General features: G+C 73.1%; 26 protein-coding genes and 1 pseudogene. 13 read left to right on the forward strand and 14 right to left on the reverse strand.

The window, feature by feature from the left end; translation table 11 throughout:
* Window positions 1-72: 72 nt before the first annotated feature.
* Window positions 73-1158: a DUF2330 domain-containing protein gene (locus tag OG332_RS04625; protein ID WP_327412222.1), complete on the reverse strand. Its 1086-nt coding sequence runs from the start codon at window positions 1156-1158 to the stop codon at window positions 73-75.
* An 86-nt stretch (window positions 1159-1244) separates the two neighbouring features.
* On the opposite strand from OG332_RS04625, the gene OG332_RS04630 reads away from it, so the two are divergent.
* Window positions 1245-1757 (forward strand): hypothetical protein, encoded by a 513-nt coding sequence (locus OG332_RS04630; protein ID WP_327412223.1) that lies wholly within the window; start codon window positions 1245-1247, stop codon window positions 1755-1757.
* Window positions 1758-1874: 117 nt separating this feature from the next.
* Window positions 1875-2432 (forward strand): DUF4232 domain-containing protein, encoded by a 558-nt coding sequence (locus OG332_RS04635; protein ID WP_327412224.1) that lies wholly within the window; start codon window positions 1875-1877, stop codon window positions 2430-2432.
* A gap of 110 nt (window positions 2433-2542) precedes the next feature.
* Here OG332_RS04635 and OG332_RS04640 read toward each other — a convergent pair whose 3' ends face one another.
* Complete coding sequence (locus tag OG332_RS04640) at window positions 2543-3394, reverse strand: GNAT family N-acetyltransferase (protein ID WP_327412225.1); 852 nt, start codon at window positions 3392-3394, stop codon at window positions 2543-2545.
* A 195-nt stretch (window positions 3395-3589) separates the two neighbouring features.
* On the opposite strand from OG332_RS04640, the gene OG332_RS04645 reads away from it, so the two are divergent.
* Window positions 3590-4141 (forward strand): hypothetical protein, encoded by a 552-nt coding sequence (locus OG332_RS04645; RefSeq protein WP_327412226.1) that lies wholly within the window; start codon window positions 3590-3592, stop codon window positions 4139-4141.
* A gap of 17 nt (window positions 4142-4158) precedes the next feature.
* Here the strand turns inward: OG332_RS04645 and OG332_RS04650 are convergent, their stop codons facing one another.
* Genes OG332_RS04650 through OG332_RS04670 form a run of 5 tightly spaced genes read right to left on the reverse strand, consistent with a single transcriptional unit; the run spans window position 4159 to window position 8963 of the window.
* Entirely contained in the window at window positions 4159-4818 is a 660-nt protein-coding gene (locus OG332_RS04650) for an HAD family hydrolase (RefSeq protein WP_327412227.1), read from the reverse strand.
* Entirely contained in the window at window positions 4815-5930 is a 1116-nt protein-coding gene (locus tag OG332_RS04655) for an ABC transporter ATP-binding protein (protein ID WP_327412228.1), read from the reverse strand. The genes OG332_RS04650 and OG332_RS04655 overlap by 4 nt, the downstream gene beginning before the upstream one ends.
* Before the next feature lie 5 nt (window positions 5931-5935).
* Window positions 5936-6928 (reverse strand): ABC transporter permease, encoded by a 993-nt coding sequence (locus OG332_RS04660; RefSeq protein WP_327412229.1) that lies wholly within the window; start codon window positions 6926-6928, stop codon window positions 5936-5938.
* A complete protein-coding gene (locus tag OG332_RS04665; protein ID WP_327412230.1) occupies window positions 6916-7803 on the reverse strand; it encodes an ABC transporter permease in 888 nt (295 codons plus the stop codon). Before OG332_RS04665 ends, OG332_RS04660 begins: the two co-directional genes overlap by 13 nt.
* Window positions 7803-8963, reverse strand: coding sequence for an ABC transporter substrate-binding protein (locus OG332_RS04670; RefSeq protein WP_442816105.1), 1161 nt, complete (start codon window positions 8961-8963; stop codon window positions 7803-7805). The genes OG332_RS04665 and OG332_RS04670 overlap by 1 nt, the downstream gene beginning before the upstream one ends.
* A 218-nt stretch (window positions 8964-9181) precedes the next feature.
* On the opposite strand from OG332_RS04670, the gene OG332_RS04675 reads away from it, so the two are divergent.
* The 4 genes from OG332_RS04675 to OG332_RS04690 all read left to right on the forward strand — a co-directional run bounded on the left by OG332_RS04675 (window position 9182) and on the right by OG332_RS04690 (window position 14481).
* Complete coding sequence (locus OG332_RS04675) at window positions 9182-9928, forward strand: GntR family transcriptional regulator (RefSeq protein WP_327412231.1); 747 nt, start codon at window positions 9182-9184, stop codon at window positions 9926-9928.
* A 236-nt stretch (window positions 9929-10164) separates the two neighbouring features.
* A complete protein-coding gene (locus OG332_RS04680) occupies window positions 10165-11526 on the forward strand; it encodes a hypothetical protein (protein ID WP_327412232.1) in 1362 nt (453 codons plus the stop codon).
* Window positions 11527-11593: 67 nt separating this feature from the next.
* Window positions 11594-12877 carry an SGNH/GDSL hydrolase family protein gene (locus tag OG332_RS04685; RefSeq protein WP_327412233.1) on the forward strand — a complete coding sequence of 428 codons (1284 nt, stop codon included), beginning with the start codon at window positions 11594-11596 and terminating at the stop codon, window positions 12875-12877.
* Window positions 12878-13002: 125 nt separating this feature from the next.
* Window positions 13003-14481 (forward strand): condensation domain-containing protein, encoded by a 1479-nt coding sequence (locus tag OG332_RS04690; protein ID WP_327412234.1) that lies wholly within the window; start codon window positions 13003-13005, stop codon window positions 14479-14481.
* Between the two features lie 9 nt (window positions 14482-14490).
* Here the strand turns inward: OG332_RS04690 and OG332_RS04695 are convergent, their stop codons facing one another.
* From OG332_RS04695 to OG332_RS04710, 4 genes are all read right to left on the reverse strand, one after another.
* On the reverse strand, window positions 14491-15156 hold the full coding sequence (locus tag OG332_RS04695) for a hypothetical protein (RefSeq protein WP_327412235.1): 666 nt from the start codon (window positions 15154-15156) through the stop codon (window positions 14491-14493).
* 183 nt (window positions 15157-15339) lie between these two features.
* Entirely contained in the window at window positions 15340-16560 is a 1221-nt protein-coding gene (locus OG332_RS04700) for an RNA polymerase sigma factor (RefSeq protein ID WP_327419111.1), read from the reverse strand.
* 68 nt (window positions 16561-16628) lie between these two features.
* Window positions 16629-16988 (reverse strand): YciI family protein, encoded by a 360-nt coding sequence (locus OG332_RS04705; RefSeq protein WP_327412236.1) that lies wholly within the window; start codon window positions 16986-16988, stop codon window positions 16629-16631.
* A 125-nt stretch (window positions 16989-17113) separates the two neighbouring features.
* Window positions 17114-17383, reverse strand: a complete 270-nt coding sequence (locus OG332_RS04710; protein ID WP_319725395.1) for a hypothetical protein — start codon at window positions 17381-17383, stop codon at window positions 17114-17116.
* Between the two features lie 91 nt (window positions 17384-17474).
* Between OG332_RS04710 and OG332_RS04715 the strand changes: the two genes are divergently transcribed.
* Entirely contained in the window at window positions 17475-17813 is a 339-nt protein-coding gene (locus OG332_RS04715) for a thioredoxin family protein (RefSeq protein ID WP_327412237.1), read from the forward strand.
* Window positions 17814-17816: 3 nt separating this feature from the next.
* On the opposite strand, the gene OG332_RS04720 is transcribed toward OG332_RS04715, so the two are convergent.
* Complete coding sequence (locus tag OG332_RS04720; RefSeq protein ID WP_327412238.1) at window positions 17817-18185, reverse strand: hypothetical protein; 369 nt, start codon at window positions 18183-18185, stop codon at window positions 17817-17819.
* Between the two features lie 219 nt (window positions 18186-18404).
* Between OG332_RS04720 and OG332_RS04725 the strand changes: the two genes are divergently transcribed.
* Window positions 18405-18758 (forward strand): DUF1304 domain-containing protein, encoded by a 354-nt coding sequence (locus OG332_RS04725; protein WP_327412239.1) that lies wholly within the window; start codon window positions 18405-18407, stop codon window positions 18756-18758.
* Window positions 18755-19333, forward strand: coding sequence for a TetR/AcrR family transcriptional regulator (locus OG332_RS04730; protein ID WP_327412240.1), 579 nt, complete (start codon window positions 18755-18757; stop codon window positions 19331-19333). The genes OG332_RS04725 and OG332_RS04730 overlap by 4 nt, the downstream gene beginning before the upstream one ends.
* Window positions 19334-19417: 84 nt before the next feature.
* Here the strand turns inward: OG332_RS04730 and OG332_RS04735 are convergent, their stop codons facing one another.
* The gene (locus OG332_RS04735) at window positions 19418-19624 is read right to left on the reverse strand and encodes a cold-shock protein (RefSeq protein WP_030714758.1); all 207 of its coding nucleotides are present in this window, start codon (window positions 19622-19624) and stop codon (window positions 19418-19420) included.
* Window positions 19625-19761: 137 nt separating this feature from the next.
* Here OG332_RS04735 and OG332_RS47775 point away from each other — a divergent pair, with 137 nt between their 5' ends.
* On the forward strand, window positions 19762-20313 hold the full coding sequence (locus tag OG332_RS47775; RefSeq protein WP_442816106.1) for a 2-oxoglutarate and iron-dependent oxygenase domain-containing protein: 552 nt from the start codon (window positions 19762-19764) through the stop codon (window positions 20311-20313).
* A 27-nt stretch (window positions 20314-20340) separates the two neighbouring features.
* Here the strand turns inward: OG332_RS47775 and OG332_RS04745 are convergent.
* A pseudogene (locus tag OG332_RS04745) lies at window positions 20341-20684 on the reverse strand (HGxxPAAW family protein); the annotation flags it as partial.
* Window positions 20685-20776: 92 nt separating this feature from the next.
* Here OG332_RS04745 and OG332_RS04750 point away from each other — a divergent pair.
* Both OG332_RS04750 and OG332_RS04755 read left to right on the forward strand, forming a co-directional pair.
* The gene (locus OG332_RS04750) at window positions 20777-21271 is read left to right on the forward strand and encodes a MarR family transcriptional regulator (protein ID WP_327412241.1); all 495 of its coding nucleotides are present in this window, start codon (window positions 20777-20779) and stop codon (window positions 21269-21271) included.
* 67 nt (window positions 21272-21338) lie between these two features.
* Window positions 21339-22817, forward strand: a complete 1479-nt coding sequence (locus tag OG332_RS04755) for a DEAD/DEAH box helicase (RefSeq protein WP_442816107.1) — start codon at window positions 21339-21341, stop codon at window positions 22815-22817.
* Window positions 22818-22835: the final 18 nt, after the last annotated feature.

A 22835-nucleotide genomic window follows, 5' to 3' on the forward strand; every position in this document is an offset into this window, starting at 1 on the left:
GTGCGGGACGGCCCTGCTCCGCCGGCCCGTCGAGTCGTGGCCGGCGGGACCGGGCCGCCCGTACGGGGGAGTTCAGGCGGCCCGGTCCTCGCGGAGCCGGCGGCGGCGTCGGACCACAGCGAAGAAGGAGCCCGCGAGCGCCACCAGGACGGCCGACACCGTCAGGAGCCAGACGGGTATGCCGTCCCCCACGGTGAGCAGCTCGTTGTGGTAGACGGCCCTGCGGTACGGGGTGTCCTTGGCGGTGGCGCGCAGTTCGTGGTCGGCGTCGATGCGGGCCGGCTCCGGGAACTCCTGGTCGATCGCGGTCAGGAACACCGCCTTGCCGCCCGCCAGTTCGGCGATCGGGCCGTCCTTCGGGTGCACGGTCCCCGCGAAGGTCACCTTCGGCGCGGAGCCGCCGATCGGGGACGCGGGTTCCATGCGGTGGTCGGCGAGCACGTACAGGCCGAGTGACTGGGGCGTCTTCGCCATGCGGGAGAGCCGCATCGGGTAGACCAGACGGTCGCTCTCGAAGCGGATCCTCAGCGGGTCGAGGTCGCCGCGCAGCACCTTGCCCTGCTGGCGGGGGGCGAGCCGTACCGCCACGTACTCCCACCGCTGGTCGACGTACGGCTGGACTTCGGCGGCGAGCCGGTCGGGGAGCTTGAAGCCGTTGGTCTCCAGCCAGGTCTTCAGGGCGTCCGGGTCGGTGGCGGTGAGCCGGGCGACGTCGAAGTCGCCGAGCTGTTCGCGGCCGACGACGCCGACGGACGCGTCCGCGGCGCCCGGGGGTGCGGCGCCGGCGAGCTCGCCCCGGCCGGCGGAGAAGGGCCAGTCCCGGTCGCGCGGCCAGAAGTAGTGCCGGGCCTTGCGCTCGGGCCGGGTCAGGTCCCTCAGTTCGCCGAACATGTCGCCGTCGCCCAGCTCCACCGTGGCCCGCCCCGGCACCGGCATGATCCAGGCGGCCCGGTGGGCGTCCCCGCCGACGGTGAAACGCATGACGATCTGCTCGGTGCGGCCGTCCCAGCGCACGACGGACGTCTCCCGGTCGACACCGATCCGGGACTGGCCGTCGGGAACCATGGCCCCGCATCCGCACGCGTACGCGGGGTTGACCAGGGCGCCGAGCTGCGTGACGAGCAGGGCGAGGAGCAGGGCCGGAATTCTTCGTTTCATCCACACGGGGGCTCAGACGACGGTGCTGGTGATCCGGTTCCGACCCCCCTCGCAGAGCGGTCGGCCCTGGGCTCATACTGTGCCCCATGAGGGGGAGCGAGAAGCAGCAGCGTGCTCTGCTGCGCCAGGGCGCGGCGGCGCGCAGTCCGCTGGTTCCGGACGCGGTGGAGGCGGAGATCGCCCGGCACGACTGGGATTCGACGGAATGCGGCTGCGGCCGTTCGGCGGGCCACCTGGTGGCCGCCGTGCGGGATGCCGCCGAGGGCCATCCGGCCGCGTTCCACGCGCTGGAGGGCCACGTCTTCTTCGCGGAGAACCTGAAACCGCCCGCTCCGGCGGTGTGCGCCGTGCTGATGGCCGTGTGGGCCGCGCAGCCGCCTCGGCAGGCGACCCGCGAGGCACTGCTGTGGACGCTGCTGGCCCTGCTGTGCACGGTGGACGACGGCGGCACCCACGAGGCCGGGCTGCACGGGCAGTGCGTCGCCTTCATCCGCACCGGCACCGTCGGCTTCCGCCGCGAACTCACCGCGGCCCCCGGCTCGGGACCCGCCGCCTACGCGGAGGGCATCCTCGAGATCCTCGGCCTGCCGGCCTCCTAGGGGTGTCCTGCCCTCCAGGTCAGAGCGTTACGGGTGCCGTCGGGCAGCGGTGGTGCCAGGCTGGGAGGAGATGTGGCCCGGCGTGAGCGGGCGTCCTGCGGACCGTGAGGAGACCGCATGAACGGCACAACGCAGGCAGGCGTGGCCAGGGCCACGACCCTCTGGCTCGCGACGGGCGCCGTGACCTGCGGCCTGTTGCTGGCCGCGGGTCACGGCGCCGCGGCGCAGCAGCCGGACGGGCTGCGGGCACCCGCCCCGCCCTGCACGAACACACAGCTCCTCGCGGACAGCGCGCAGCAGATCCGCGGCAGCCGGGTGCGGATCACCTTGATCAACGAAGGTCCGGAGGCGTGCTCCCTGAAGGGGTTCCCCACCGTCGCCCTCGCCGGTCAGGGCTCGCCGGACCGCAACAGGCCCCTGAACGTGGTCCCTCAGGGCCAGGCGCGCCCCGTGGAGCTGCAGGTCGGCGGCCGGGCCTGGACCCAGCTCACCTTCACCCCGGTGCTCGGGGAGGCCGACGGGTACTGCGCCTCCGGAGCAGAGCCGACCGTCGCGCCCTCGATCGTGCTGGGCGTGGGAGGCGGCGGGCTCCAGGTTTCGCCCGACGACGGCGGGCAGTTCGCGCTCTGCGGCACCACCGTCCGCGCCACGGCCTTCCGCGCCGGCGGTTCCTGAGGACGTCGCCGACCCGGATCCCCAGGGGTGTGTTGCCGATCGGGCCGGGCGGGGGTGGTCGGACCCCTTCGAACGGCGGCCCGACCACCCCACCGCAATGCCTTCCCGGCCTAGAGGCCGATCGAGCGGTACTCGTCCAGTACGGCGAAGCCGGTGCTGTCGTACAGGCTCATCGCGACCTCGTTGCCGCCGAAGACGTTGAACATCATCGCCTCGTCGCCGCCCTGCCGGGCGGCCCACTCGCCGACGGCCATCGCGGCCCGGCCGTATCCCTTGCCGCGCTGCTCCTCGTACACCTCCAGCGAGAAGCCGAAGGTCACGCCCGGAAGGAAGCCGTGGTTCACCCAGCCGGCGCCGACCGCCCGGCCGTGGGCCTCCATCACGTAGAAGGCGTGGCCGGGGGTCAGGTATCCCTGCGGGAGGTAACGGGCGAAGTCCTGGTCGGACTTCGCCTTGGCCTGCTCCGGGGTCAGGACTCCGGACCTGACGATGTCCGCGATGTACCCGGCCTCCTCGGCGGCGTACCAGGCCGGGTACTCCTCCTCGGTGAGCGGGCGGACCGTCAGGCCCGGCGGCAGCTCCGGCCGTTCGGCCGTGGCACGCATCCGGATCTGTCTCCGTACGGGGTAGTCGGCGAACGCCCCCGCTCCGCCGGTGAGCCGGACCTCCACCCGCTGCGCTCCGTGCTCGGCGCACCACCGCTCGGCCCACTCGCGCCCCCGCGGCGCCGTCAGGTCATGGATCCGGCCCACGGTCGCACCGTTGTCCTGCGTCACCCCGACGGCGATCCATCCGGTGCCGTCCGTGGCGACCGTCCAGCCGTCGATGTCCTCCACGGCCCGTTCCAGCAGGGCCCGGGCCAGCGGCTCCGAGCACCCCGCAGCCCGGTACCCGGCCAGCACCCGCTCCTCGAACCCACCCCGCCACTCGCCCTGGTCGGGGACGATCTGTATCCCGTTCATCCGCCCACCCTAGGCATGGCCGCCCCCCCACCCGTCGAACCTTTTCCGGTCCTCCTGGTTCGCCGGACGCCGCCGACTCCAGCGCCGGTACGCACGCAAGGCCGAGCACCTCCTGGCCTTCGCCCGGATCGCGTCGACCCTGATCTGCTGCCGCAGGTCAACCAAAGGAGGTGATGCTCACTAACATCGCCTCCCATGATCACAGCAGTCGTCACCATCGTGCTGGCGTTCGTCGGCTATGGAGCCACGTACATCAACGGCTTGCGCCTGTCGCAGCGCCAAGAACGCCTCGCTCGCTTGAACCGGCAGCTCAGCGACTTCTACGGACCGCTGTTCGCCCTCACGGAAGCCAACAGCCGCATCTTCGGCGCGTTCATGGAGCGCAACGCTCGTCCTGACGGCAGGTCGCCCTTCGTGCATGAGATACCCCCTTCCGACGAGGAACTCGCCGAGTGGCGGTTGTGGGTCAGGACCGTCTTCCTCCCGAACATTCAGGCGATGCGCGACCTGGTCATCAAGCGCGCTGACCTCGTGAGCGAACCAGAGATGCCGCCGATTCTGCTCCAGCTGTGCGCACACGTTTCCGGCTACGAGATCACGGCCGCCCGGTGGGAGCAGGGGAGCTATGACGAGCACCTGTCCGTGGTGCCCTTCCCCAGTGAGGAGATAGCCGCGTACGCGCGGAACGGGTTCGCAGGCCTGAAGCAGGAACAGGGCCGTTTGCTCGGGCGACGGCAGGACGGCTGACCAAGAGAAGCGACCTTTCAGTGGGTAGCCGGCAGGCAGCTCCTGAGGAGTTCGGGGGTGGCCTCCTCCAGGGAGCGGGCGAAGACCCGCTTCGGTGAGGCGGGGACGGCCAGCAGCGAAGGCACGACCAGGACCCCGCAGCCGGCCGCCTCCGCGGAGGCGGCGCCGTCCGGCGAGTCCTCCACCGCCACGCACGCCTGCGGTACGAGGCCCAGCCGTCCGGCGGCCGCCCGGTACGGGTCCGGGTGCGGCTTGGTCCGGGCCGTGTCGTCGGCGGACAGGGTGAAGGCGAAGGGGACATGGGCCAGCGAGCCCCCGACCACCGAGTCCACGACCACCCGCGGGGAGGCGCTGACCAGGGCGAAGGGCACGCCCTGCGCCGTGAGCGCGGTCAGCAGCCGCTGGGCGCCGGGCCGCATCGGCGCCCCCGCCTCCACCCGGCGGAAGAAGGTGTCGGTGAGGGCCGCGCCCACCTCGTACGGGTCTCCCCCTCCCGAGACCCGTACGAGGTGGGCGGCGGTGTCCTCCACCGCGCGGCCGACCACCTCGGGCGCGTCCGCGTCGGTGAGCCGGTGGCCGAGGCCGTCGGCCACCTCCTCGGTGGCCCGCCACCACAGCCCCTCGGTGTCGACGAGGGTGCCGTCCATGTCGAACAGGACCGCGGCGAGGGCGCTCACACGGACCTGGCCAGGACGAGCACCGGCCGCTCGGCCAGTCCCACGGCGGCCCGCGCACCGGGCACCAGGGCTCCGGCGTCCCGCGAGGGCAGGTCCGCCTTGACCGGTACCCCGCCGGGCAGTTCCAGGTGGAGCCTGGTCACGGAGCCGAAGAAGGAGGCGGAGACCACGGTGGCCGTGCCCTGCGCGTCGGCGGTCGCCGTCACGTTCTCGGGTCGTACGAGGACCTCCACGTCCGGCGTCGGCGGCACCGGGCCGTCCACCGGCAGGCGCGCTCCCGCGACCTCCACCAGGCCCGAGCCGGCGAGCCGCCCGGGCAGCCGGTTCATGGTGCCGACGAACTCGGCGACGAAGGGGGTCGCGGGGCGGTCGTACAGCTCGGCCGGGGCCGCGCACTGCTCCAGCCTGCCGGCGTTCAGGACGGCGACCCGGTCGGCCATCGACAGCGCCTCCTCCTGGTCGTGCGTGACGAACACGGTGGTGATGCCGAGGGAGAGCTGGAGCCGGCGGATCTCCTCGCGCAGGTTCGACCGCACCTTGGCGTCCAGCGCGGAGAGCGGCTCGTCGAGCAGCAGCACCCTCGGGCGCAGGGCCAGCGCGCGGGCGAGCGCGACGCGCTGCTGCTGGCCGCCCGACATCTGGTGCGGGTAGCGGTCGCCGTGGTCGGGGAGGCCGACCAGGTCGAGCAGTTCGGCGGCCCGTTCGCGGCGCTGCGCCGCCCCGACCTTGCGTACGCGTAGTCCGAAGGCGACGTTGTCGCGGGCGTTGAGGTGGGGGAAGAGGCTGTACGACTGGAAGACCATGCCGGCGTCGCGGCGGTTGGCCGGGACCCGGGTGATGTCCTGTCCGTCGACGAGGACTTCACCGGAGTCGGGCTGCTCGAAGCCGGCGACGACGCGCAGGGCGGTGGTCTTTCCGCAGCCCGACGGGCCGAGCAGGGCCAGGAACTCGCCGGGCTCGACGGTCAGGTCGAGGCCGTCGAGGGCGACGGCGGAGCCGAACGCCCTGCGCAGGCCGCGGAATTCGACGCGTGCGCCGCCCGTCGGCTCGGTGCGGTCCGCGGGCTCGGTGGCGTCCGCCGGCTTCCCGGCCGCGGGGAGGGTGGTGGGCATGGGGGTCAGGACTCCTTGCGGGAGGGGGTGGCGGGGGCGGCCGCGGCGGTGGCGGGGGCGGTCCCCGCCCGTGAAAGGGCGATCAGCAGCAGCCAGGTGATGAGGAGGCTGAGGATGGAGACGGCCACCGACATGCGGGCCTGGGCTCCGGAGATCGAGACGATCCACACGGCGAACGGCCGGAACCCCAGGAGGGAGGCGATGGTGAACTCCCCGAGCACCAGGGCCAGGGTGAGGAAGGCGGCGCCGGCGAGCGAGGCCCGCAGGTTCGGCAGGAGCACGCGCAGGACGACGTACGGCCAGCTCGCGCCGCAGCTGCGGGCGGCCTCGGCCAGCGTCGGCACGTCGACGGCGCGCATGCCCGCGTCGAGTGAGCGGTAGACGAAGGGCAGCGCCAGGACGGTGTAGGCGAGGACCAGGACGACGGGGAACTTCTCGTTCTGGACGGCGATGAAGGTCTGGTAGAGCGGGGTCCGCGACAGGTGTTCCGGTCCCCAGCGCAGCACGGTGGTTATTCCGGTGACCAGGGCGATCGGCGGCACCACCAACGGCAGCATGCACATCACCTCGACGACCGGGCGCAGCCGCGGGGAGCCGATGCGTACGGCCACCAGCGCGGGCACCGCGAGCAGCAGCGACAGTGCGATGGTGGCGGCGGCGAGGCCGAGGGAGAGCAGCAGGCTCTCGGTGAAGCCGTCGGCGGAGAGCAGTTCGCCGTACGCCTCGAAGGTGATTCCCCGGCCGGGCACGTGCACGGTGAACACGAAGGAGGCGAGGAGCGGGCCGAGGAAGTAGACGCCGGCCAGGGCGAGGACGGCTCCGCGCCAGATCCCGGGGCGGCGGGCGCCTCGGCCCTGCCGGGCCGGCGGGGCGGAAGCGGGGGCCGGGACCGGGACCGGGGAGTTGCCTCGCGCGGGCCCGTCCGTGCGGTCGTCCGCCCGGAGCTCGCCGGGCGGGACGGCCCGGGCCGGCGGGGCGGGTGTGTTCATCGCAGCCATCGGGCGCTCCGTCGCTGGAGGGGCAGGTAGACCGCCATGACCAGGCCGGCGATCAGGATCATGTCGAGGCCCAGGGCGAGCGCCACGTTCTCCTGGCCGGTGAGCACGTTCCCGGACAGCGCGTCCGCGATCTTGAGCGTGACGAGCGGTACGGAGCCGCCGACGAGGGCCGCGGCCGTGGCGTGGGCGGCGAAGGCGGTGCCGAAGAGCAGCACGAACCCGCCGAGCAGGGAGGGGGCGAGCACCGGCAGGCCGACGTGGCGCCAGAACTGCCATCCGGTGGCCCCGCTGCTCTGAGCGGCTTCGCGCCATTGCGGACGCAGCCCGTCCAGCGCCGGGGCGATCACCAGCACCATCAGCGGGATCAGGAAGTACAGGTAGACCACGGTGAGGCCGGTGAAGGAGTACAGGCTCCAGCCGAGGCTGCCGAGATCGGCGAGCTGGGTGACGACTCCGGAGATGCCGACGGTGGCGATGAAGGCGAACGCGAGCGGTACCCCGCCGAAGTTGGCGAGTACGCCCGAGGCGGTCAGTGCCGCGCTGCGCAGGCCCTTGGAGCGGGAGGTGACCACGGCCTGGGCGATGACGACGCCGAGTACTCCGCCGACGAGTGCGGTGAGGGCGGAGAGCTGGACGCTGCCGACGAGCGAGCCGAGGTAGGGCCCCTGGAGCGAGCGCGCGAGGTGTTCGCCGGTCAGCCGGGTGGCGCCGCTCGCCCGGTCGGTGCGGGTGACCGCACCGAAGGCCATGGCGCCGAGCGGGATGCCGAAGCAGAGCCCGGTGAAGACGAGGAGCGGGAGGGCCGCGAGCCAGGTGCGCGGGCCGCGCCGCCGGCGGCTGGTGCCGCCGGCGGCGCGTGAGTCGGAGGTGGACATCAGGAGAGTGCCTTGTCCCACTTCTCGGCGAGGGTGGCCTTGGCCCGGTCGAGCTCCGCGGAGGCCGGGAAGGCCGGGGTGCCCTGGACCTGCGGGAGCTTGGTGACGGCGTCCTTGTCGGCGGTGCCGTCCTCGGTCATGAGGGGCAGCAGCACCGGGCGGGCGTGTCCCTTGAGCCAGAGGTTCTGGCCCTCGGCGCTGTAGAGGAACTCCATCCACAGGCGGGCGGCCGCCGGGTTCGGCGCGTCCACGTTGATGGCCTGCGAGTAGAACTGGGCGAAGACGCCGTCGGCGGGGACGGTGACCTTCCAGTCGACGCCCTTGCCCTTGAACTGCTCGGCGTAGCCGGCGTTCAGGTAGTCCCAGTCGATGGAGATGGGCGTCTCGCCCTTCTCGACGGTGGCCGGGGTGGACTCGACGGGAATGAAGTTGCCGCTCTTCTTCAGCTGTCCGAAGAAGTCGATGCCCGGCTGGATGTCCGCGAAGGAGCCCTTGTTGGCGAGCGAGGCCGCGTAGACGCCGCCGAAGGCCGAACCGGACTTGGTGGGGTTGCCGTTGAGGGCGACCTTGCCCTTGTACTCCGGCTTGAGGAGATCGGCGAAGGTCTTCGGGCAGGTGGCGATGCGGGCCGCGTCGCAGCCGATGGAGACGTAGCCGCCGTAGTCGTTGTACCAGCGGGCGTCGGCGTCCTTCTGGGAGACGGGGATCTTGTCCCAGGCGGTGACCTTGTACGGGGCGAAGAGCTTCTCGGCGGCGCCGCTGCGGGCGAAGGCGATGCCGAGGTCCAGCACGTCGGGGGCGCGGTCCTGGCCCTTGCGGGACTTGACCGCGGCTATCTCGTCGGCGCTGGAGGCGTCCGGGTTCTCGCTGTTCACCTTGATCTTGTACTTGGCCTCGAAGGCCTTGATGATCTCGCCGTAGTTCGCCCAGTCCGGCGGCAGCGCGATCACATTGAGCTTGCCCTCCTTCTGGGCGGCGGCGACGAGGGCCTCCATCGAGCCGAAGTCGGCCACCGAGGCCGCGGCGCTCGGCTGTACGCCGGTCTTGGCGCCGGCGCCGCCGGACTTCTGGTCGGGTGCCGCACCACACGCGCTGAGCGTGGTGAGTACGGCGGCGCTGAGCAGTACGGCCGCACCGCGACGGGCGGAGGAACTGAGCACGGTCTCTCCCGGAGACGAGGGTGGGTTCACTTGTCTGAACAAGTTGGCACCAGTTCGCCCGGGCTCGCTGTACGGACGGTGAACGGCGCCCGTCTCCGGGAGCACGGCTCGACGAAGAGCTGAGAATGACCGGAACAAGTCGTGACAGGGCATGTTGGAATGATCATGGGTGCGGCATCGACCGGGATGATCCGCACGCACCGAGGGGGGCGAAGGGCATGGGCACGGCCCGTTATCTGGAGATCGCCGATGCGCTGCGCCGGGCGATCCTCTCCGGCGAGCACCCGGTGGGTTCCCAGCTGCCCTCCGAGAGCGACCTGGCCGCCCGCTGGTCCGCGTCGCGCGGCACGGTCCGCCAAGCGGTGGCCACGCTCGCCTCCGAGGGGCTGATCGGTTCCCGGCAGGGCGCGCGGAGGATCGTTCTGCGCCACGAGCGCCGGCACAGCTTCGGCGAGCTGAACAACTTCGCCCAGTGGGCCGAGGGGGTCGGGCACGAGGCCGCCGGCCGCTTCCTCTCCCGCACCCGCCGGCCCGCGACCGTCGAGGAGGCGGAGCGGCTCGCGGTGGCGCCGGGTGCGGAGATCCTCGCGGTACTGCGGCTGCGCCTGCTCGACGGGGAGCCCACCATGGTCGAGCGGACGGCCTACCCCGACTGGGTCGCGGCAGCGGTGGAGGCCATGCCGGAGGACTGCCGCTCCGTCATGGACCGGCTGGCGGGCGGCTCCGGGGTCGTCGCCCACTACGGCGAGCACCTCATCGACGCCCTCCCGGCCGGCAGCGAGGACGCCCGGCTGCTGGCGATCCGGCGCGGCAGTCCGCTGCTGCGCCAGCGGCACGTCTCCGCCACGGCGACCGGCCGCCCGATCGAGTGGTCCGACGACCGCTACCGGGCCGGCAGCGTGACTTTCAGTGTGAGCAACTCGGCAGTAGCAACGCCCCTGGAACGGCGCGCCGGCGACGGCTGATCAGGGCCCGGCCGATCCGGCGTTCGCACCCGGCGGCCAGTCGACCGCCCGGCCGCGGCCGATGACGAAAATCCGTTCGTGGCCCCGGCCCTGCCGCTGTATCGTCCCCACCGCAACCGACCAGCCGCTGAACGGGTGTCAAGGAAACCGCAGTTCGACGTGCGGCGGCTGAGAGTCCTGCGGGTAGCGGCCGAGGCCCCGCCAGCCGCAGCCGCACCACAGACCGGAGCCGGCCAGTGAACAACGTCCTGTGGGGCCTCGCCGCCAATCCCGCGCTGCCGCCCGAGCTGGTCGACCGGCTGATCGCGTGGGCCGTGGCGGAGCCCGACCCGTCCGAGGCCCTCGTCGAGGACTCCGCCGATGACCTGGTCGACGATCTGGTCCGGGCGGCCCTGACCGGCCGCGCCGACCTCGGCCGCGCCCAAGTGGCGACCCTGGCCGCACGCGACGAGGACACCGCCGTGGGGCTCGCCCGCGGCGGGCACCTCACCGCCGCCGACGTCGACCCGGCGGCGCGGCCCTACGCCGCCCTCGCCCTCCTCGACGAGGGCCGCGGCCTGCCGGAGTGGGCCCGTCTGTTCGCGGCGGACCCCTCCCCCGACATCCGCTGGAAACTGGCCTCCTGCCCCGGCCTTCCCCCGGACGTCGTCACGGCCCTCGCCGCCGACCCGGACGTGGAGGTCGTCACCGAACTGGCCCTCTGGACCGCCGAAGTACCCGAAGCCGACCGCCTCGCGCGGCACCCGCATCCCGAGGTGCGCGGCGCGGCGGCGGCCAACCCGGCCACACCTGCTGCTGCCGTGACCGCCCTCGCCGAGGACCCGGAACTGTCGGTGACCTGGGTGTTCGCCGAGCGCACCGATCTGCCGCAGGCCGTTTACGCGCGGACGGCCGCCGACCCGCGGCCCGGGGTCCGGGCCACGCTCGCGCAGAACCCCGGGATCGGGCCGGAGCTGATCCGGGTCCTGGCCGCCGACCCGGACGAGGACGTACGGCGGAGCCTGGCGCGGCATCCGCGGGTTCCGCTCGACGTGTTGGTGGAGCTGGCCACCACGCTCCGGATCGGGCCGGCGCTGCTGCCGCGGATCGCCGCCGCCCCGCCCTGCGAGGTCGCGGAACTGGCCGCGTCCCCGCATGCGGCCGTACGGATGCTCGTGGCGCAGCGGCGCGATCTGCCGGCGGAGTTGCGCGACGCGCTGGCCGAGGACCGGGATGCGGCGGTGGTCCGCGCCGTCGCGCCGCACCCGGGCCTGTCCGAGGACCGGCTGCGCTCGATGGTCTCGCTCCACGGGGCACAGGTCCTCTCGGCGGTGGCCGCCAACCCGGACGCGTCCGGAGCCTTGCTGGAGCACCTGACCGGGCATCGACCACCCGTGCGCAGGGTGTTCAAGGAGGTCGCCCGGCACCCGAACGCGACGGGCCCGGCCCTGCTCGCCTGCCTGGCGGACAGGAGGGCCCGTCCGCTGGCCGCCGCCCATCCGGCCCTCCCGGCGGCGACCGTCACCGCACTGCTCGCGGACGAGGACTCCTGGGTGGCCCATGAGGCCGCCGCCAACCCCGCGCTGCCGCGCACGGTGATGGCCGATCTGGTGCCCTGACGGTCCGCCGGGCGGGACACTTTGGCCTCGGCCGTCACATCCCCTCCCCCGTCCGGGTCAGAGGAGCATGACTGCCAAGAAGATCGTCCTCGCCCTCCCGCTGGCCGCCGCGCTCATGGCCGTGACCGCCACCGCTCCCGCCTCCGCCGCGCCCCACGGCCCCTGGCACAGCGCCTGGGGCGCCTCCCCGCAGGCCCCCGCCACCTCCCCCTGGTACCCCAACTGGTCCGAGGCGGGCTTCACCGGTGAGTCCGTGCGCCAGGTGGTCCGCGTCGGCGCCGAGGGGTCCGAGCTGCGCGTCCGGCTGACCAACGCCTACGGCACGGCCCCGCTGCGGCTCACCGGCGCGACGGTCGCCCGGACCGCCGGGGGCGCCGCCGTGCAGCCGGAGTCGGTCCGTGCGCTGCGCTTCGACGGGGCGCAGTCCGTCACGGTCCCGGCCGGCGGGCAGCTCTCCAGCGATCCGGTGGCCCTTCCCGTCAAGGCCTTCGAACAGCTCACCGTCACCTTCTACTTCGAGGGCCCGACCGGTCCGGCCACCTTCCACAACGTCGCCATGTCCCTGTCCTACAAAGCCTCCGGGGACCACCGTCGTGACCCGGCGGCGGACGCCTTCGCCGCCGCGCAGCCGAGCTTCTCCTGGTACTACCTGGCCGGCGTCGACGTGAAGAACATCCGTCCGAGCGGCCCCGGGAGGGCCGTCGTCACCTTCGGCGACTCCCTCACCGACGGCTTCGGGGCGACCCCCGGCTCCGATCGCCGCTACCCCGACGAGCTCGCCAAGCGCTTGGCCGACAACGGCCGTTCACGTCCTGTGCTGAACGCCGGCATCGGCGGGAACCAGGTCCTGAACGACTCTGCGTGCTTCGGCGAGAGCGCCCTCGACCGGTTCCGGCGCGACGCGCTCGGCCGCCCGGACGTGGGAACCGTCATCCTCCTGGAGGGCACCAACGACATCGTCCTGCCGGACTCCCCCACCCCCGACCACTGCACCGTGCCCAGCCCCAGGGTCACCGCCGAGGAGATCATCGCCGGATACCGGCAGCTCATCCGCGAGGCCCACCTCCGCGGGGTCGAGGTCATCGGCGCCACCATCCCGCCCTTCCACGGCTCGGCCTACTGGACCGAGCGCGGCGAGGACGTCCGTACGGCCGTGAACGCCTGGATCCGCACCAGCGGCGCGTACGACGGGGTGGTGGACTTCGACCGGGTGCTCGCCGCGCCCGCCGACCCGGCGCACCCCAAGGAGGTCAAGATCAAGGACGAGTACGCCTTGCGCGCCGACCGCCTCCACATGAACGACGCCGGGTACAAGGCGATGGCCGACGCCGTGGACCTCAACTCCCTCTGATCCCGGGCCTCTCGGCCCCCGTCTCCCGGCCCGCTCCCTCGGCCCGGCTCAAGTGGTTCGTCACTTCCCCGGGCCGGGGGTCGTTAGGGCCTGGGGGTTGATCCGGGGGACGAAGGGATGACGGTATGCGGCAGTTTCCTCTGGAGATGCACCACGTGGCACCCGGCCGGGTGGTCGAGTGGCGGCTCCGGTCCACGGCGGCGGAGGCCGGCGGCACGGACGATCCGGCGAGCAGGAAGGCGTCCTTCAACCAGGACAAGCACTTCACCGTCGCCGAGGAGAGCCGGGCGGCCGACGACCCGGTCGCGTCCTGGGTCGCGGTCACCTTCGAAGTGACCGGCCCGCTGGACGAGGAGGCCATGGCGCAGTCCCTGCTGTCCTTCGTCCGGCGGCACGAGGTGCTGCGGTGCGCCTTCCGCCGGCTGGCCGGGGAGCTGGCCTGCGAGCCCTTCGACCCCGCAGGACTCTCCCTCGAGCCCCGGGACGTGGGCACCTTCGAGTCCGCCGAGCTGCTGAACGGATTCCTCGTCGAACGGTTCAAGCGGAGCATCGACACCCTCTCCTGGCCGCTGTTCATCATGGGCGCCGTGCTCCGCGAGGACTCCGCCACGGTCTACCTGGCCTTCGACCACATCGTCTGCGACGGCATGTCGATGCCCATCGTCGTCCGTGAGGTGCTGACCGCCTACGAGGCCCTGCGCCGCGGCGACGAGATCGCGCTGCCGCCCGCCCCGAGCTATCTCGACTTCGCCGACCAGCAGCGCCGCCGCTACCTGTCCATCGACGCCCGCGACGAACGCCTGGACTACTGGAAGGCCTTCATCGGCCGGGCCGGCGAGTTCTTCCCCCGCTTCCCGCTCGACCTGGGTGTCGAGCCGGACCGGATGTACCCGATCGTCAACGAGGCCTCGCTGCTGCTGGACGCCGGCGAGACCGAGGTGTTCGAGAAGACCTGCCTGACGGCCGGCGGCAAGCCCTTCATGGGGGTGCTCGCCTCCGTCGCCGTGTGCCTGCGCGAGGCGGGCGGGCCGGGCGTCTACCGGGGCCTCATGCCGGTCAGCGAACGCGGCCGGGGAACCTGGACGAACTCGGTGGGCTGGTTCGTCAACACCATGCCCATCGAGTTCGACGCCTCACCCGGCCGGGACTTCGCGCAGGTCATGACCTCGGTGCGGGCCGGCTTCACCGAGATGATCGGGCATCTCGACGTGCCGTTCGTACGGGCGTGGGAGCTGCTGGCACCCGAGGAGTTCGCCGCCCGCTCCTGGCCGTACCCGGTGAACTTCTTCTCGTACATCGACATGCGCAAGTGCCCGGGCGCCGAGCGCCACGACGACTGGCGGCCCGCCACCCACGTGTGGTCGGCGCGCGCCAACGGGGCCTGTTCGTGGTTCCAGCGGGACACGGACGGGCTGCACATGAACTCGCTCTACGTCGACACCCCGGCGGCCCGCCGGACCATGGGCGACTTCCAGGCGGCGCTGCGCCTCACGGTCCAGGAGATCGCCCGCACCGGCGGCTTCCGCCGGCCCATCGCGCTGACCCCGCCGCGGCGTCCGGTGGGGACCCCGCTGGACGTGGCCGCGTACGCCCGGCGCCGCTGAACCGGGGGCCTACGGGGTGGCCGCCCGGGCGGCTCGCGGGGTGCTCCGCAGCAGGGCGATCCCGACGGCGAAGGCCCAGTGGACGAGGAGGGCTGCGGTCAGCGCCGTGTTGCCCCAGCCCACCGCGCTGTAGAAGTCGGCGGCGTCCGTGCCGAAGAACAGCGAGGGGACGAAGGCGAGGTTGACCGCGGCGACGCCGTAGGCCGTGTACCCGGTCCAGCGCGGCGGGACGCCGGCGCGCAGGATCGCGTACCCGGCGGCGGCGAGGAGCACCGCCGTCAGCAGCCGGGCGGCCGAGCCGTGCAGCAGCATGCCGGCGTGGGCGAGCGGGCCGTCGACGGTCGGATCGAGGTCCCCGCCGGGGTGCTCCAGGACGATGCCCGCCTCTACGGACGCGGCGACCAGGGTGACGGTGACGTAGGCCGGCCCGGCGCCGAAGACCAGGGTGGCGGGCCAGTCGAAGGCGGGGCCCGCGCCGCGGATGACGTGGCGCAGGCCCGCGAGGAAGGCCAGCAGGGCCGCGCAGGTGAGGAGGTTGAGGAGGATCCGGGCGAGGACGTAGCCGGCGGGCGGCGGGCCGGAGTGGACGAAGCAGAGTGGTACGGCGACGGCTGCGAGTGCGCCCGCCGCGACGCCGCAGATTCCCATGAGCCGTCGTACGTGGTTCTCGTTCATCGGTTTCCTTCCCTCGGTGGTCAGGACGTCTCGATGCCGTCGAGCAGCCGGGCGATGCCGCAGGCGACGATCGGGGCGACGTCGCCGTCCTCGTCCTCGTCGAGTCCCGGCTCGCCCGCGAGGGAACACACTTCGAGGGCAAGGGGGCGCCGTGCACAGCGAGTTGGGGCCGTTGCTCCCTGCTCAGAGGCGGGCCGCGCGCCGCAGGAGCAGATTGCGCTCCTGCGCGTTGCGCGTCAGCGAGGCCGCGCGCTCGAACTCCGCCCGGGCCTCCTGCGGCCGGCCGAGCCGCTCCAGCAGGTCGCCCCGTACGGACGGCAGCAAGTGGTAGGTGCGCAGGGCCGGTTCCCGCGCCAGGGCGTCGACCAGCGGCAGGGCCGCCTCCGGCCCCTCGGCCATCGAGACCGCGACGGCCCGGTTGAGCTCCACCACCGGCGAGGGGATCAGCTGGACGAGCCGCGCGTAGAGCGCGGCGATCCGCGGCCAGTCCGTGTCCTCGTAGCGGACGGCCGCCGCGTGGCATCCGGCGATGGCGGCCTGGACGGAGTACGGGCCGTTCCCGGCGTGACCCAGGGCCCGGGCGCCGCGGGCGATGAGCATGCGGTTCCACCGGGCCCGGTTCTGGTCGGCGAGCAGGACCGGTTCCCCGTCGGGGCCGGTGCGGGTGGCGATCCGGGACGCCTGGAACTCCAGCAGCGCGGCCAGGCCGTGCACCTCGGGTTCCTGCGGCATCAGGCCGGCCAGGACGCGGGCCAGGCGCAGGGCGTCCTCGCAGAGGGCGGGGCGGACGAGGTCGTCCCCGGCGGTGGCCGAGTAGCCCTCGTTGAAGATGAGGTAGATGACCTCCAGGACCGAGGAGAGCCGTGCGTCGCGGTCGGCGCCGTACGGGACCTCGAAGGGCACCCCGGCCTTGGCCAGGGTCCGCTTCGCCCGGACGATGCGCTGGGCGACGGCGGGCTCGGCGGCGAGGAAGGCGCGGGCGATCTCCTGGGTCGTCAGCCCGCCCATCAGGCGCAGGGTGAGCGCGATCCGGCCCTCGGTGGCCAGGACGGGGTGGCAGGAGGTGAAGATCAGGCGCAGCAGGTCGTCGTCGATGTCATCGGGGTCCGCCGGTTCGGCGGGCGGCGGCGCGTCCTCCAGGGTCCGGCCGACCTCGGCGAGCTTGCGCACGTAGGTCTCCTTGCGGCGGACGAGGTCGATGGCGCGGTGTTTGGCGGTGGCCGTGAGCCAGGCGCCCGGCCGGTCCGGGACGCCGGACTCCGGCCACTGTTCGAGGGCGGCGACCAGGGCGTCCTGGGCGATCTCCTCGGCGATGCCGACGTCCCGCACGATCCGGGCGACGCCGGCGATGATCCGCGCGGACTCGATCCTGAACACCGCTTCGACCGCTTGGGCCGCACTCACTGCCGTCACGGCCACCCATCAGAGCAGCCGTGACGAGGCAGGGCAAACGCGGCGCGGACGCCACGGGATCACATCTCCTCGATCTCCCGGACCTCGGCGCTGACGTTCCACTCGGCCGGGTGGATCTCGAGGAACCGCTTGGTCCACTCGATGGCCTCCGCCTTGTCCTTGCACTGGATGAGGGAGTAGCCGCCGACGACCTCCTTGGTCTCGGTGAACGGGCCGTCGGTGTAGCTGATCTTCCCGCCGGACCAGTTGACCCGGGTTCCCTCGGGGGTGTGCAGCAGTCCGGCCGTGTCGAGCATGACGCCGGCCTTGTTGATCTCCTCCATGTAGGCGCCCATGTTCTGCAGGAACTCGGGCGGGAACTCGGTGTCGGTGGTGAGCTCCTGCTCATTGATGCGGATCATCGTCAGGAAGCGCGGCATGGTGACTCCTCGGTCGGGAGGGCGGGGACTCTCCCCGCCTCTCACCCCTGCGTCGAACGGGAGACACCCGGATCGACAGCCTCCGGGAAATTCTTCGAAGATTTTCCGCGCACGGCCACCGGAGGTCAGCGGCTGTCACCCGTCCAGTCCCAGTGGCGCGGGTCCGCGGCGCGGCGGCGGTAGTGGGCGCGGCCGCCCGCTCCGTAGCGCCCTATCTCGGTGGGGAGCCTGGCTTCCTCGGCGAGCTGGGGCGCGCTCCAGCCGGTGATGTCCAGGAGGAGCCCGTCGAGCGGCCCGCCGACCAGTTCGCCGTAGACGTGGCCGGGGCGCGGGCCGGGGTCGGGGTCGTCGTGGTCGGCGCCGTAGACCCGGCGCCGGAGCATCCTGTCGTCCATGCAGCTCAGCTTCACAGGCGCCACTGACAATGCGGCGATGATGGGGGACGCCCTCCCGATCGCGGGGGCGTACGAGCGAGGAGCGACACGCATGGCACGTCGGGTGCACCAGCCACTGGAGGACCAGGAGTTCGACTTCATCCTGTCGATGACGTCCGGGCCCGTTCTCGCCTACTTCTGCGGCACCTGGCCGAAGGCCGTCGAGGCCTGCCGCGCGATGGACGCGGTCGTCGGCGAACTGACCGAGGAGTACGGGACGCGGTTCACGGCCGTCCGCACCGACATGACCCGGTGCCCCGAGCCGACGAGGCGCTACGGGGTGACCGGAGCTCCGACGGCCGTGCTCATCAAGGACGGCGAGGCGGTCGCGAGCCAGGCCGGGCCGATGACGCGCGAGGAGTTCCGGGCCTTCCTGGACGCCAACCTCTGAGGCTCAGAGCAGGGTGACGGCCTGCCGTTCCAGCCTCGGGGAGCGGTCCACCAGGGCGGCGCACTCGTCGAACAGGGAGCGCCGCCCGGCCGCGGCCGCCTCCGGGCCGCCCGGCGAGGTCGAGGACGTCCGCGTACGGCGGCCGGGGGGCGCCGAGGGGCGGCCCACTCCCCGGCCCTTGCGGTGCCCGGACCAGGCCGTGCCGAACTCGGCCTCCGCGACGGCGTGCGGGGAGCCCGCTCCGTCGTCGACGCACAGGGTCCCGTCCCCGTCCCCGTACCCGGCGAGGACCACGGTGTGCGGTTCCGCGCCCGCCATCTCGCCGACGGCGCCCCCGGTGGCCGCGTGCCAGGGCAGCCCGGACCGGTCCACGGGCGGAACACCGGTCGTCCCCCGTCGAGGCCGGCGTACACCCGGCCCCAGCGGAGTTTCGGGCTCCGACCCCGCGGTGGCGTCCGGTGGCGAAGTCCTCGTGGAGGAGGGTCACCCGGCCAGCGTGGGCGCGGGGTACGACAACGGACCGGGAAAGACTTCCTGTACAGTTGTCCAGGAAATAGCGTCCCCATTCAGCCCCCAGAAGTGGAGGCGGCCATGCACACGGTCGCTCAGATCCTGATCGGCCTCGTGGCCGCGCTGCACGTGTACTTCCTGGTCCTGGAGATGTTCCTGTGGGAGCGCCCGCCCGGCCGCGCGCTGTCCGGCTTCGACGCCGACACCGCCCGCCTCACCGCACCGCTCGCCGCCAACCAGGGCCTCTACAACGGCTTCCTGGCCGCCGGTCTGATCTGGTCGCTCGTCATCGACTCGCTCGCCACGCAGATCTTCTTCCTCGTCTGCGTGATCGTCGCCGGGGTGTACGGGGCCGCGACCGCCAACCGCCGGATCCTCGTCGCCCAGGCCCTGCCCGGCGCCCTCGCCCTCGGCGCGGCGCTGCTGGCCGCGTGAGCCCGCAGGACCCGCGTACGGGCGACCCGCGCACGGCCCGGACGAAGGGGCGGCTGCGCGAGAGCCTGCTCGCGGAGTGCGCCACCACGCCGCTCGCGGAGGTCAGCGTCTCGGCGGTGGTCCGCCGGGCCGGCGTCGGCCGCGCCACGTTCTACCTGCACTACGAGGACCTCACCGCCCTCGCCGTCGACGCGTGCGCCGATGTGGTGCACGCGGCGGTCGACGCCCTGCACGCCTGGCAGACCGGCCCCGCCGCGCTCCCCCCGGCCCGGCCCCCGGCGGCGCTGGCCGCCTTCCTCACGGCCGCGGCCGACCGGGCGCCGCTCTACCGCACCCTGCTCCTCCCGGGCGGTGGCGGCCCGCTCGGCGACCGCCTCCACCGGGAGCTGCGCGAACGCGCCCGCGCCGAGCGCGCGGCCGCGGGAGCCCCGCACCCGGACCTGGTCGCCTCGGCGGTGGCCGCCGCCTTCACCGGCGTCCTGGCGGACTGGCTGCACGGCGCCGGCCCGGCCGACCCGTCCGCCCTGGCGGACCACCTCTGGCGCCTGCTCCTGGCCCTCCACCGCGCCGGTTAGCGGCACGGTCGGGGCCCCGGACGCACGAGAGCCCCGCCGGCGACCGGCGGGGCTCTCCTCACGGGCGTGGCTCGTGAAGCGGCACTACGAGAGGGGGACCACCTGCTCTGCCTGCGGGCCCTTGGGACCCTGGGTGACGTCGTACTCGACCTTCTGGTTCTCCTCCAGCGACTTGAAACCGGTGGTCGCGATAGCGGAGAAGTGCACGAACACGTCGGGGCCGCCGTCGTCCTGCTGGATGAAGCCGAACCCCTTCTCCGAGTTGAACCACTTCACGATGCCTGTTGCCATCTGGCTGATCCTTCTCAACGTTCCACTGCGGGCCGCATATGCGGCCGTCTCGATCCTGCCCAACGGTCCCCGACAGCACACGCTGAACGCGGCCAACCGGGGCGCGGCGCGTATTCGAACTTCTGAGCGCCTTGTCCGTGAAAAGAGGGAGCAGCTCCTTCCGGAGGCCTTCCGGAAGCCCTTCGAGAGGGGACGGACATGGGCGGGTTCGCGACATTCGGGGTGCCGGACCGGGTGACCGGCACGGCGGCGGACGAGGCGCTCGGCCGGGCGAGACCGCGGCCTGGCGGCGCGACGGGACCTTCCAGGTCTCGGCGGACGCCGGACAGCGGGCGCGGACGCGGGAGGCGCCGGCGGCGAGCCGCCGGTTCTTCGCCCGGCCGCCGGCGCAGAAGACGGCGTACGTCAACGACACCTCGTACAGCGGGTACATCGCCTCCGGCGAGGAGGTCACGGCGGGCGAGCGGGACGCGTCGGAGATCTTCACCACCACCCCGGACCTGACGGCCGCACGGGGACTGCCCTGCCACGGCCGGTGCCCTGGCCCGATCCCGGCCACCGCGCGGCCATGGAGGCCTACCTCGCGGGGGTGGGCGCGCTCGGCGAGCGCCTGCTGCGGCTGGTGGCGCTCGGGCTGGGCCCCGGCCTCGGGCCGGGGCCGGCCGGCATCGACCGGCTCGCCGCCCTGACCCGCGGCGGCTGGCACCACATGCGGGTGCTGCGCTTCCCGGCCGCCTCGCGCACGCTGCTACTGCGGCTCGGCGCGGTCCGCTGACCCGGCAGCCCAGGCAGTCGGCGTGCCCCGTGCGGGCCACGGTGTCCCGGGTGCGCAGTCCCAGTCGCACTCCGGGCGGGGTCCGCTCGGCTTGCCCCATCCGGCGAGGTGCAGCAGCCAGGTGACGATCCCGGCCGCGGCGACGACGCCGAGGCCCGGCCAGATCCCGGGGGTCCAGGCCGCGCACACCGCGACGCCCGCTCCGGCGAAGCCCGGCAGGGCCAGGACGGTACCGGTCCAGCCGGCCACCGTGTGGCCGAGGTCGACGTGGCCGTGCGCGCTCATGATTCTCCCTGGTCGAACGGTCGGCAGTAGGCTCGGAGAGAGGATTCGCTTATCTCACGAGCTAAGTAACTCAGACGCTGAGGAGTATGTGCGTGGAGGGCAAGCCCCGCCCCCCGGCCACGGCCGCGGAGGCGATGTCGCGCATGGACCAGTACGTCGCCCTGGGCATCGTCGGCCAGCAGGAGATGGCACAGCGCCTCGGGCTCAACGTCACCGACCTGACCTGCCTGGGCCACATCCTGGGAGCCGGGGACACCCCGCTGGCCGCCGGTGACCTCGCCGAGCTGGTGGACCTCACGACCGGCGCCGTCACCGGGGTCCTCAACCGCCTCGAACGGGCCGGGTACGCGCGGCGCCGGCCCGACCCGTCCGACCGGCGCCGGGTACGGGTGGTGGCCGAGCCCGAGGCGGCAGCCCGGGTCGTCGCGGTCTACCAGCCGTTCCACGACCGTCTGGGCGCCCTGTTCGCCGACTACACCCCCGACGAGACCGCCGTGATCGCCGACTGGTTCGAGCGCGCCGCGGCCGAGGTCCGCGCCCACTGTGCACAGGTGCGCTCCGGGGAGCTGGACACCGGGGAGGCTTAGCCGCCGCTGGTACCATGGGCGGTTGACCATCTTCTTCTCATCTGCTTCTTGCTTCGAAAGGTCCTGCATGAGGAACCCGTCAGTTCACGGACGCTTCGGTGTGAAGGGCGGTGCCAAGGCCGGGGCCAAGTCCGGCGGCAAGACCCCCCGGAGCATCGGGCCGCAGGGCGAGTTCACGATGCACGAGCCGAAGGTGCCGGGGCTGGCGCCGGTGGACTCGTTCTCGGAGCTCGACCTGCCCCTTGAGCTGGTGACGACCATGGCCTCCCTGGAGGTCAAGGAGCCGTTCCCCATCCAGGCCGCGACGCTGCCGAACGCGCTGGCCGGCCGGGACGTCCTCGGCCGCGCGCGGACCGGCTCCGGCAAGACCCTGGCCTTCGGCCTGGCCCTGCTGGCGCGTACCGCGGGACAGCAGGCGGACCCGAAGCGCCCGCTCGCGCTGGTCCTCGTACCGACGCGCGAGCTGGCGCAGCAGGTGACCGAGGCGCTGGAGCCGTACGCGGCGGCCCTGAAGCTGCGGATGGCCACCGTGGTCGGCGGCCTGTCCATCGGCCGGCAGGTGAGCTCCCTGCGCACCGGCGCCGAGGTCGTGGTGGCCACCCCCGGCCGCCTGAGCGACCTCGTCGGCCGGCGGGACGTGCACTTGGAGCGGGTGAAGATCACCGTGCTCGACGAGGCCGACCAGATGTGCGACATGGGCTTCATGCCGCAGGTCACGGAGATCCTGGACCAGGTGCACCACGCGGGGCAGCGGATGCTGTTCTCGGCGACCCTGGACCGCAACGTCGACCAGCTGGTGCGCGGCTACCTGAAGGACCCGGTCGCGCACTCCGTCGACCCGCAGGCGGGCGCGGTGACCACGATGGACCACCACGTGCTGCACATCCACGCGGCCGACAAGATCTCGGCGGCGACCGAGATCGCGGCCCGGGACAACCGGGTGCTGATGTTCCTCGACACCAAGCACGGGGTCGACCAGTTCGTGAAGCACCTGCGGGCCATGGGCGTACGGGCGGAGGGGCTGCACAGCGGCAAGTCGCAGCCGCAGCGCACGCGGACGCTGGCCCAGTTCAAGACCGGGGCCGTCACCGTCCTGGTCGCCACCAACGTCGCGGCGCGCGGCATCCACATCGACGACCTCGACCTCGTGGTCAACGTGGACCCGCCCGCCGACCACAAGGACTATCTGCACCGGGGCGGCCGTACCGCCCGCGCGGGCGAGTCCGGCCGGGTCGTCACCCTCGTCACCCCGAACCAGCGCCGGGACATCGTCCGGCTGATGGCCGACGCCCGGATCCGGCCGACGATCACGCAGGTCCGGTCCGGTGAGGCGGCGCTGAGCCGGATCACCGGCGCCAAGGCCGCACCCGGAGTGCCGCTGGCCGGCTCTGCGCCGACCGACGCCAAGGGCCGGCCCTCGGGGTCGGACCTCGGCTTCCGCGGCATCGGCACCCGGCCGGGGAAGGGCAAGGAGTCCCGCAAGACCGTGGAGGCCCGGCAGCAGGCCGAGGCCCGCCGCGCGGCCCGGGTGCGCCGGGGCGTCTGACGGGCCGCGGCGCGGCCG

Origin of the sequence: Streptomyces sp. NBC_01233, from assembly GCF_035989305.1 — a bacterium.
GTDB lineage: Bacteria > Actinomycetota > Actinomycetes > Streptomycetales > Streptomycetaceae > Streptomyces.

Bases quoted from the DNA above. Each gene is read 5' to 3' on its own strand.
- OG332_RS04635 (WP_327412224.1), top strand. From the start codon at position 1,875: ATGAACGGCACAACGCAGGCAGGCGTGGCCAGGGCCACGACCCTCTGG.
- OG332_RS04655 (WP_327412228.1), bottom strand. From the start codon at position 5,930: ATGCCCACCACCCTCCCCGCGGCCGGGAAGCCGGCGGACGCCACCGAG.
- OG332_RS04725 (WP_327412239.1), top strand. From the start codon at position 18,405: ATGCACACGGTCGCTCAGATCCTGATCGGCCTCGTGGCCGCGCTGCAC.
- OG332_RS04735 (WP_030714758.1), bottom strand. From the start codon at position 19,624: ATGGCAACAGGCATCGTGAAGTGGTTCAACTCGGAGAAGGGGTTCGGC.
- OG332_RS04705 (WP_327412236.1), bottom strand. From the start codon at position 16,988: ATGCCGCGCTTCCTGACGATGATCCGCATCAATGAGCAGGAGCTCACC.
- OG332_RS04755 (WP_442816107.1), top strand. From the start codon at position 21,339: ATGAGGAACCCGTCAGTTCACGGACGCTTCGGTGTGAAGGGCGGTGCC.
- OG332_RS04675 (WP_327412231.1), top strand. From the start codon at position 9,182: ATGGGCACGGCCCGTTATCTGGAGATCGCCGATGCGCTGCGCCGGGCG.
- OG332_RS04715 (WP_327412237.1), top strand. From the start codon at position 17,475: ATGGCACGTCGGGTGCACCAGCCACTGGAGGACCAGGAGTTCGACTTC.
- OG332_RS04665 (WP_327412230.1), bottom strand. From the start codon at position 7,803: ATGTCCACCTCCGACTCACGCGCCGCCGGCGGCACCAGCCGCCGGCGG.
- OG332_RS04660 (WP_327412229.1), bottom strand. From the start codon at position 6,928: ATGGCTGCGATGAACACACCCGCCCCGCCGGCCCGGGCCGTCCCGCCC.
- OG332_RS04710 (WP_319725395.1), bottom strand. From the start codon at position 17,383: ATGGACGACAGGATGCTCCGGCGCCGGGTCTACGGCGCCGACCACGAC.
- OG332_RS04645 (WP_327412226.1), top strand. From the start codon at position 3,590: ATGATCACAGCAGTCGTCACCATCGTGCTGGCGTTCGTCGGCTATGGA.
- OG332_RS04685 (WP_327412233.1), top strand. From the start codon at position 11,594: ATGACTGCCAAGAAGATCGTCCTCGCCCTCCCGCTGGCCGCCGCGCTC.
- OG332_RS04640 (WP_327412225.1), bottom strand. From the start codon at position 3,394: ATGAACGGGATACAGATCGTCCCCGACCAGGGCGAGTGGCGGGGTGGG.
- OG332_RS04690 (WP_327412234.1), top strand. From the start codon at position 13,003: ATGCGGCAGTTTCCTCTGGAGATGCACCACGTGGCACCCGGCCGGGTG.
- OG332_RS04625 (WP_327412222.1), bottom strand. From the start codon at position 1,158: ATGAAACGAAGAATTCCGGCCCTGCTCCTCGCCCTGCTCGTCACGCAG.
- OG332_RS04630 (WP_327412223.1), top strand. From the start codon at position 1,245: ATGAGGGGGAGCGAGAAGCAGCAGCGTGCTCTGCTGCGCCAGGGCGCG.
- OG332_RS04695 (WP_327412235.1), bottom strand. From the start codon at position 15,156: ATGAACGAGAACCACGTACGACGGCTCATGGGAATCTGCGGCGTCGCG.